The sequence below is a fragment of the Pseudomonas edaphica genome, assembly GCF_005863185.1.
Classification (GTDB): domain Bacteria; phylum Pseudomonadota; class Gammaproteobacteria; order Pseudomonadales; family Pseudomonadaceae; genus Aquipseudomonas; species Aquipseudomonas edaphica.
This window is the reverse complement of record NZ_VBVZ01000388.1, coordinates 1-6000: the sequence shown is the minus strand read 5'-3', so window position 1 is coordinate 6000 and position 6000 is coordinate 1. Positions and strand designations below refer to the sequence as shown.

The following is a 6000-nucleotide window of genomic DNA, read 5'->3' as shown; positions in this document are numbered from 1 at the left end:
GTTCAAGTTCCGCTCGATGTACGTCGAACAGACCGACCTGAACGCCGAGAACCAGACCACACGCCAGGACCCGCGCATCACCCGGGTAGGCAGGATCATTCGCAAGACCAGCATCGATGAGCTGCCACAACTGTTCAACGTGCTGCTGGGCAATATGTCGATGGTCGGCCCGCGCCCTCACGCCACGGCCACCAAGGCCGCCGGGGTTCCGTTTGAGCAAGCGGTCAGCGAATACAGCTCACGCCACCGGGTCAAGCCAGGCATCACCGGCTGGGCACAGATCAATGGCTACCGTGGCGAGACCGACACCCTGTTCAAAATCCAGAAGCGAGTCGAATACGACCTGGAATACATCGCCAAATGGTCGGTGTGGCTGGATCTGTACATCGTTTTCATGACGGTTCCGGCCGTCCTTTCCACCAAGGAAGTCTATTGATGAACCCTCTTAACGGATTGATCCCGTGCATCATCTCCGGTGGTTCGGGCACGCGGCTGTGGCCGGTTTCGCGGCAGAACATGCCCAAACCCTTCATGCGCATGCGCGACGACCAGAGCCTGCTGCAAAAGACCTTCCTGCGCGCCAGCCACTTGCCAGGGGTGGAGAGCATCCTGACGGTAACCAACCGCGACCTGCTGTTTCGCACCCTCGACGACTACCGCGCGGTGAACACCCAGCGATTGGCCCTCGAGCTGCTGCTGGAGCCGTTTGGACGTAACACCGCCGCCGCCATCGCCGTGGCCGCCTTGCATGTGCAGGAGCATTTCGACGCTGAAGCGCAGTTACTGGTGATGCCCGCCGACCACCTGATCCTTGATGAAGCGGCCTTCGCCCAAGCGGTAGAAAAAGCCCGCGCACTGGCCGAGGCCGGTTACCTGGTGACCTTCGGCATTCAGCCTGACCGTGCCGAAACCGGCTTTGGCTATATCGAACAAGGCGCAGCGTTAGGGGCCGGGTTTCAGGTCCGGCGCTTTGTCGAGAAGCCCGACCTGGCCACCGCCCAAGGCTATTTGGACGGCGGCAAGCACCTGTGGAATGCCGGCATGTTCTGCTTCAAGGCTGCCAGCCTGTTGGAAGAATTGGCCAGCCACGCCCCGGCAGTCCTGGAGGCTGCCAAGGCCGCACTCGAGCACAGCCAGAGCCTGCAGAACAGCAGCAGTCGCCAGCGTGAACTGAGCCCGGAAGGTTTCAGTACCGCGCCGGACATCTCCATCGACGTGGCCCTGATGGAAAAATCCGCAAAGGTCGCGGTCGTGCCCTGCAACATTGGCTGGAGCGATATCGGCTCCTGGGAAGCGCTGCGCCAACTCACCCCCAGTGATGACAATGGCAACCAGATCAATGGCGAGGCGATCCTGCACGACGTGCATAACTGCTACATCGACTCGCCCAAGCGGGTACTCGGTGCAGTGGGCGTGCGCGACCTGATCATCGTCGACACCCCGGACGCACTGTTGATCGCCGACGCCCACCGCAGCCAGGACGTGCGCTATATCGTCGCCGAACTCAAGCGCCAGAATCACCCGGCGTTCAGCCTGCATCGCACGGTCACCCGCCCGTGGGGCACCTACACGGTGCTGGAAGAAAGCACGCGCTTCAAAATCAAGCGCATTGTGGTCAAGCCCAAAGGCTCGCTGTCCCTGCAAATGCACCATCACCGCAGCGAGCATTGGGTAGTGGTCAGCGGCGCAGCGATGATCACCAATGGCGAGCGCGAGATCCTGCTCAACATGAACGAGTCCACCTACATTCCCGCCGGCCACAAACACCGCCTGACCAACCCCGGCATCATCGACCTGGTGATGATCGAGGTACAGAGCGGTGAGTACCTGGGCGAAGACGACATCGTGCGTTATGACGACATCTACGGCCGCGCTCCGGTGGAAGTGAAACCCTGATGCGCACGTCCCTGATCATCCCCACCCGCAACGCGGCCAGCCATCTGGACCGCCTGCTGCCAGCGCTGCGCATGCAGACCTTGCAACCGGACGAGATGCTGGTGGTCGACAGCGCATCGAGCGATGACACCGTGGCGCGCTTTCGCGAGTTTGGCGCGCGTGTGGAGGTGATTGATGCCCGTGACTTCAACCACGGCGGCACACGGCGCTGGGCCAGTGAACAGGTGGGCGGCGACGCTTTGATCGTCATGACCCAGGACGCGATCCCCGCCACGGCCGAGACCTTCACCAACCTGATCGCCGAATTGCAACGGGAGCCGCTCAATGGCGTGGCCTACGGCCGGCAACTGCCGCACCCCGGTGCAGGGGTGCTGGGGGCACAGTCGCGGCACTTCAATTACCCGGCGGCCAGCCGCAGCAAAAGCCTGGCCGATGCACCGCAGCTAGGGATCAAGACCTGCTTCAGCTCCGACTCGTTTTCGGTGTACCGGCGCAGCGCCCTGCAGGCGGTGGGTGGTTTCCCCCAGGATGTGATTGGCAGCGAAGACGCCTACGTCGCCGCACGCATGTTGCTGGCCGGCTACCAGGTGCGCTACGCCGCCAGCGCGCAGGTGTATCACTCCCATGATTACCGCTTGCTGGACGAGTTCAAGCGCTACTTCGATATCGGTGTGTTCTACGGCCGCGAGGCGTGGATTCGCCAGGCGTTCGGCGACGCCGGCGGCGAAGGTAAACGTTATGTGCTGGCCGAACTGCGCGCATTGCGCGAGGCCAACGCGCTGCACCGCGCGCCGGAAGTGGTGGTGCGCAGCGCCTTTAAATTGCTGGGTTATCGCCTCGGCCACCTTGAACGCCACTTGCCCAACGCGCTTAAACGGCGCCTGGGCATGTTTTCCACCTACTGGACTTGAGCCGTCATGAAGACTACCAACCGACGTTCCCGTCTTACCCTGCTCAGCCTCTTGAGTGCCTCAATCTGGCTGGCGGGCTGTTCGACCCCCGCGCGGGTGCCGCTTCCTGACAACAATACGCTCAAGGCCGGCCATCAAGCGGCGCTGACCCTGGCCGACCTGCCACCGCCGCAGGTGCTGATCCAGACCGGCGACTCGCTGCGGATCGTGCGCGATGCCCAGGAGCCGGCGGCGGCCGATGACATGACCGTATTCGTCGTGCGCCCCGACGGCGTGATCTCGGTGCCCAATATTGGCCGGGTCAAGGCCGCCTTGCGCACGCCCGAAGACCTGGGCAAGGAAATCACCGAGAAGTACAAGCGCATCTACCGCGAACCGGCGGTGACGGTGAACATCGCCAGCGCGCCGAGCAACAAGGTGTTTATCGGCGGAGCGGTGTCCAACCCGGCGTTTTTCGACTTGGCCGGCAACGTCAGCGTCGAGCAGGCGCTGCTCAGTTCCGGTGGTGTATTGCCCTCGGCGGATGCCTCCAACGTGGCCTTGCTGCGCACCGGGCCAGATGGCAAGTACAGGACGTACTTCATCAGCCTGGAAAGCATGTTGACCAACCCCAATCACCCGCGGGTGGCGTTGCAGCGCGGCGATTTGATCTTCGTGCCGCAGTCGGGCATCGGCGCGACGGTGGAGGCCGTGGATATGTACTTCACCAAGCTGTTTCCGATCAACAAGGGGATTGGCATTGGCTTGAATTACGACCTGAACAAGAGCGACGTGAAAAACAGCGGCAACACCATCTACAACAACCCAACCATCAACACAGGCCAAGGATTATGAAGCGGGCGTCGTATCACTCGAACCAAGCGTTCCCGTTTTTCGTAAACCCCATATGCAATGGAGTGATCCTGTGATCGAAATCCGCTCTCTTCGCGACCTGCTGCGGCTGTTTTTCATCTACCGCCGCGAATTCAAACTGGCAGTGATCACCACGATCGTCGTCGCGGTGCTGGGTGCCTTCCTGCTGCCGGCTCGCTACGAGTCCGACGCGCGCTTGCTGGTCAAGCCGGGGCGGGACAACACCACCTTGCCGATCGAAGCCGCCAACCGCCAGACGCTGATTGCCCCGAGCACCCAGCACGACCCGATTGTCGACGAAGAAAAAATGCTCACGGGCCGGCCCATCGTGCATATCGTTGCCGAGCGCTATATGGCGATGACCTCCGAGCCGCCGCAGGGCTTCTGGAACGTCACCAAGTTCTACGTCAAGAAGGGCGTTGGCGAAGTCGTCAACGGCGTGCGCAGCGTGCTGCAGTTCGTAGGCCTTGCCGAGAAACAAAGCCCGCTGGAGCGCCTGGCGACCTCGCTGGAGAAGAACTTCAAAGCCGGTCACGAGCCAGGCTCTTCGGTGATCGAGATTTCCTTCACCTGGGACGACCCGGCGGTGGCGCAAAAAGTCGTCGAAGAATGGGTCAACGCCTACCTTGAGGAACGTGCGCGGATTCTCGGGCGCAAGAGCCTGCATACCTTCTATGAAACCGAACGCGCCAAGGTGGCGGAAAATATCCAGAGCCTGAAGGACCAACTGCAAGTCCGTTTGAAGTAGATCGATTCGATCAGTGTCGATGCGCGCCTGAAGAACCTCACCAGCCAGATCGACCGTGTCACCGACGCCAAGGTCAGCGCACAAAACCAGATCTCGGGCATTCGCAGCCTCCTGGCCAACGCCAGCCAGCAGATCAAGAGCCAGCCGGCAGACGTGGTGACGATGCGCGAAACCAGCCTCAACCCCACCCAACTGGACCTCAAGCGCCAGCTCAATGCGCTGCAAGTGGAACGCGCACGCCTGTTGCGCACCTACCTGCCGGGCACGCCGCAGGTCAATCAGATCGAGCAGAATATCCGCGACATCGAAGCCCTCAGCGCTCAGGAAGCCACGCGCCTGGAACGCTCGCAAAACACCGCGCCCAACAGCCTGGTGATCAACATCAAGCAGCAAGTGATCGACGCCCAATTACAAGAGCGCAAACTGGCCGGCGAAATCGAGAACTACGACAAAACCCTTGCCGAGCTGCGCGATCAGCGTGACAAGGCGATGACCGATGAGCCGGAACTCAACAAGCTGAGCCAACAACTGCGCGCCGCCGAAAAAAGCTACGCGTTGTACTCGGACAACCTTGAACAGGCGCGAATCGATCATGAACTGGACAACAGCCAGATCAGCAACATCGCCCTGATCGAACACGCCACCCTGAACCCGTCACGTGTGTTTCCCAAAAGCCTGCTGATTCTGTTGTTCGCCATTCCCGCCGGCGTGGCCGTGGGCTTCTTGACCATTTATGTGCTGTACCTGCTGGACCAACGCATCCACGATGGCACACGCTTGCAGGAGATGTTCCAGGTGCCGTTGTGGAGCAGCATCCCCGACGTGCAAGACGCCACGCCGGCCGCCGTCACCGCCAGCCTCTATCGCTTGTACAGCCTGCTGCCCCTGGAGCGCATCGCCAGTGAAGGCTTTGCCCTGGGCCTGACCTCGGCGCGGCATGGCGAGGGTGTGACGTTTATCATCGAGCAGCTCAAGCGCCTGCTGGAAGAACGTGGCCATCGCGTCTCGGTCGACGGGGCGAACGCGCCCACGGCGGGTGAAGTGCTGTTGCTGGATGCCTCGGCCTTGTCATCCAACCCGCAGGCCTTCCTGACGCTGCGCCGTGCCGACCAGATCGTGCTGGTGATCGAAGCCCGCACCAGTACCGTACCGACCATCGAAAACGCGGTGTCGCTGCTGACCACCGCGTTCGGCAAAGTCGACGGCATGATCCTCAACCGCCGCCGCTTCGAAGTACCGGCCAAGGTCCTGGCGCGGATCAACAGCTGGCGCGGTGCGGCCTGATGCGTATTGCATTGCTGGCACCTCTGCCGCCGGAGCAGACCGGGATCGCCGATTACGCCGCGCATTTGCGCAACGCGTTGATCGAACTGGGCCTTGAAGTGGTGACCCCCCTCGCGGGTTGCCAGGACCTGGCTGAACAGTTGCGGCGCTTGCAAGCCTTTGACTGGCACGGTGTGGATCTGGTCCATGCCGAACTGGGAGGTGGGCGCTTCGGTGAGTTCCAGGCGCTTGACTACCTGCGTCGGGCACAACCACAACTGCCGTTGACCGCTACGGTGCATGACCCGGAGCGCTTGATCTGGCGCCGGG

The 6000-nt window shown here is 61.8% G+C and carries 4 protein-coding genes and 2 pseudogenes; all 6 read left to right on the top strand.

Annotated features, from left to right (window positions below):
• On the top strand, positions 1-436 hold a 436-nt coding region (locus FEM54_RS22225), incomplete at its 5' end, for a sugar transferase (protein WP_171045884.1).
• A complete protein-coding gene (locus FEM54_RS22220; protein WP_138453039.1) occupies positions 436-1896 on the top strand; it encodes a mannose-1-phosphate guanylyltransferase/mannose-6-phosphate isomerase in 1461 nt (486 codons plus the stop codon). The genes FEM54_RS22225 and FEM54_RS22220, both read left to right, overlap by 1 nt.
• On the top strand, positions 1896-2807 hold the full coding sequence (locus FEM54_RS22215) for a glycosyltransferase family 2 protein (RefSeq protein WP_017135333.1): 912 nt from the start codon (positions 1896-1898) through the stop codon (positions 2805-2807). The genes FEM54_RS22220 and FEM54_RS22215 overlap by 1 nt, the downstream gene beginning before the upstream one ends.
• A 6-nt stretch (positions 2808-2813) precedes the next feature.
• Positions 2814-3641 carry a polysaccharide biosynthesis/export family protein gene (locus FEM54_RS22210; RefSeq protein WP_017135334.1) on the top strand — a complete coding sequence of 276 codons (828 nt, stop codon included), beginning with the start codon at positions 2814-2816 and terminating at the stop codon, positions 3639-3641.
• A 70-nt stretch (positions 3642-3711) separates the two neighbouring features.
• A pseudogene (locus FEM54_RS22205) lies at positions 3712-5691 on the top strand (GumC family protein).
• Positions 5691-6000: pseudogene (locus FEM54_RS22200) on the top strand (glycosyl transferase family 1); the annotation flags it as partial. The pseudogenes FEM54_RS22205 and FEM54_RS22200, both read left to right, overlap by 1 nt.